The sequence below is a fragment of the Streptomyces fuscigenes genome, assembly GCF_021556455.1.
GTDB classification, from domain to species: domain Bacteria; phylum Actinomycetota; class Actinomycetes; order Streptomycetales; family Streptomycetaceae; genus Streptomyces; species Streptomyces fuscigenes.
In genome coordinates, this window is sequence record NZ_JAKGCV010000584.1 from 1 (window position 1) to 2,860 (window position 2,860).

The 2,860-nt window shown below is 72.5% G+C and carries 2 protein-coding genes and 2 pseudogenes; 3 read left to right on the top strand and 1 reads right to left on the bottom strand.

Annotation, left to right across the window (positions count from 1 at the left end; translation table 11 throughout):
* A pseudogene (locus L1885_RS26585) lies at nucleotides 1–105 on the bottom strand (DsbA family protein); the annotation flags it as partial.
* 47 nt (nucleotides 106–152) lie between these two features.
* On the opposite strand from L1885_RS26585, the pseudogene L1885_RS26590 reads away from it, so the two are divergent.
* The 3 genes and pseudogenes from L1885_RS26590 to L1885_RS26600 form a co-directional block, all read left to right on the top strand.
* Nucleotides 153–755: pseudogene (locus L1885_RS26590) on the top strand (polysaccharide deacetylase family protein); the annotation flags it as partial.
* Nucleotides 756–953: 198 nt separating this feature from the next.
* Nucleotides 954–2,165 (top strand): pyridoxal phosphate-dependent aminotransferase, encoded by a 1,212-nt coding sequence (locus tag L1885_RS26595; RefSeq protein ID WP_235799709.1) that lies wholly within the window; start codon nucleotides 954–956, stop codon nucleotides 2,163–2,165.
* Nucleotides 2,166–2,467: 302 nt separating this feature from the next.
* A partial coding sequence (locus L1885_RS26600) for an SCO4983 family protein (RefSeq protein WP_235799710.1) occupies nucleotides 2,468–2,860 on the top strand: 393 nt, incomplete at its 3' end.

Genomic DNA, 2,860 nt, shown 5'->3' on the forward strand with positions numbered 1-2,860 from the left:
GGACAGGCCGTTCTTCGAGCCCTGGCCGTTGTCGTGGTCGTCGATGAAGTCGGCGCCGACGTACTGGAGCTTGTACTTGCCCGCGTCGACGTCCTTGTGGATCGTCGCGCCGAAGGCGTTCTCGGCCCGACCCGGCCCTGCCGCCGCCGGTGGTGTCCATGGACATCGCGCACGCGGCGCTCGGCGGCGGGAAGGCCGTCAACATCACGATCGACGACGGCCCCGATCCCGAGTGGACGCCCAAGGTGCTCCATGTCCTCGCGGCCAACGGCGTCAAGGCGACGTTCTGCATGATCGGCCCGCAGGCCGCCGCCCACCCGGACCTGGTGAAGGCCGTCGTGGCGGCGGGGCACCGGCTGTGCGACCACACCGTCCACCACGACGAGTCCATGGACCACGGCAGCCGGGCCTACCAGAAGCGGGAGATCCTCACCGCCGCGCACCAGATCGAGCAGGCGTCGGGCGGGGTGAAGCCCCAGTACTACCGGGCACCGGGGGGCGCCTTCACGCCGTACAGCAGGCAGATCGCGGCGGCTGCCGGGCTGCGCCCGCTGGGGTGGAACGTGGACGCCAAGGACTGGGAGCGGCCCGGCGCGGACGCGATCCGGGCGACGGTGAAGGACGAACTCCCGAACGGCCCGACGATCCTCTTCCACGACGGGGGCGGCGACCGGCACCAGACCGTCGAGGCGCTGGGTCAGTTGCTGCCGTGGCTGCGCGGGCGGGGCTACACGTTCAGCTTCCCGGTGCGCTGACCCCTGCACGCCCCGCCGTCCGGCGGCCGTGAGCCCCGCCCCGGCGCGCCCGGCCGCGGGGTGCGGCGGCCCGTCCACGCCGCCCCGCGCCGGCCCTCCGTCCCGTGTGCGGGGCGGACGGCGGGGCGCTGACCCGGCCGGCCGAACGTGGGGAAAACCACGGCGCGGCCCCGGGCCCGCGCCCGTACAGTGGCCGTCATGCAGGTGATCCAGTCGACGAAGCTCGCCAACGTCTGTTACGAGATCCGGGGCCCGGTGCTCGACGAGGCGATGCGCCTCGAGGCGGCCGGCCACCGCATCCTCAAGCTCAACACGGGCAACCCGGCGGCGTTCGGCTTCGAGTGCCCGCCGGAGATCCTGGAGGACATGCTCCGCAACCTGGCGACGGCGCACGGCTACGGCGACGCGAAGGGGCTGCTGTCGGCGCGGCGCGCGGTCATGCAGCACTACCAGACCAAGGGCATCCACCTGGGCGTCGAGGACATCTACCTCGGCAACGGGGTGTCCGAGCTGATCCAGATGTCGATGCAGGCCCTGCTGGACGACGGCGACGAGGTGCTCGTACCCGCCCCGGACTATCCGCTGTGGACGGCGTCGGTGTCCCTCGCCGGCGGCACCGCCGTGCACTACCGGTGCGACGAGCAGGCGGACTGGCAGCCCGACCTCACGGACATCGAACGGAAGATCACGGACCGCACCAAGGCGATCGTGATCATCAATCCGAACAACCCGACCGGCGCGGTCTACGGCACCGAGATGCTGACGGCGCTCACCGACATCGCCCGCCGGCACGGCCTGGTCGTCTGCTCGGACGAGATCTACGACCGAATCCTCTACGACGGCGCCACCCACACGCCCACGGCGGCCGTCGCGCCGGACCTGATGACGCTCACGTTCAACGGGCTGTCGAAGAACTACCGGGTGGCCGGCTTCCGCTCCGGCTGGCTCGCCGTCTGCGGCCCGAAGACCCACGCCTCGTCGTACATCGAGGGCCTCACGATCCTCGCGAACATGCGGCTGTGCGCCAACATGCCCTCGCAGTACGCGGTGGCGGCGGCGCTCGGCGGCCGCCAGACGATCGACGAGATGGTGCTGCCCGGCGGGCGCATCCTGGAGCAGCGCGACACGGCGTACGACCTGCTCACGCAGATCCCGGGCGTGAGCTGTGTGAAGCCGAAGGGCGCGCTGTACCTCTTCCCCCGGCTCGACCCGGCGGTCTACAAGATCAAGGACGACCGGCAGATGGTCCTCGACCTGCTGCGGTCCGAGAAGATCATGGTGGTGCACGGCACGGGCTTCAACTGGCCCGAGCCGGACCACTTCCGGATCGTGACGCTGCCGACGGCCAGTGACCTGGCGGACGCGGTGACCAGGATCGGCCGGTTCCTCGACGGCTACGCCCAGCACTGAGCCGTCCACGTCCCCCGTGCAGCACAGAGCCGTCCACGTCCCCCGTGCAGCACGGAGCCGCCCCCGTCCCCCGCGCGGCACCGAGCCGTCCACGTCGCGGCGGGCGCGCGTGCCCGGCCGCGGGCGGCCGGCGGGCGCCCCGCACCGGCGAGGTCATCAGGTCCCGACCGGCGGGATCTCCGGCGACGCGCTGCGACGGCGCGACCACGGCACGTACCGGGAGCACCCTTCCGTCGATTTCCCTCAACTTTAGACTGATTCCAATGTAGGATGGTTTCCTGACCACGCCAGGAGGCCATGCCATGTACGAGCAGATCCGCTCCAAGTCGGTCCACTCGACGGCCGGCCCGCGCCCCGACGTCCCCCGCCGCAGCCGCGAGGAGGAGCTGGACCTCCAGCTCGCCGGCTATCTGACGGCCCTGCTCACGGTCACCGACGAGCTCGGGCTCGACGAGGCCGCCGAGCGCGTGCTGCGCGAGGTGGTCCGGCTGCGCGGAACCGCCCCCGTGCGCGCCGCCGCGCTGGACGACACGGACGGGCGGCGCGACCTGCACCGGCGCGCGGCCGCGGCGGCGGCGCGCGCCCTGGTCGTGGCGGAGGCGCGCGCGGACGCGGCGGCGACCGGCCTCCTGGCCGAGCGCCTGGCGGAGCACACCGCCGCGCTGCACCGCGGACAGCAGCTCACTCCCGCGCAC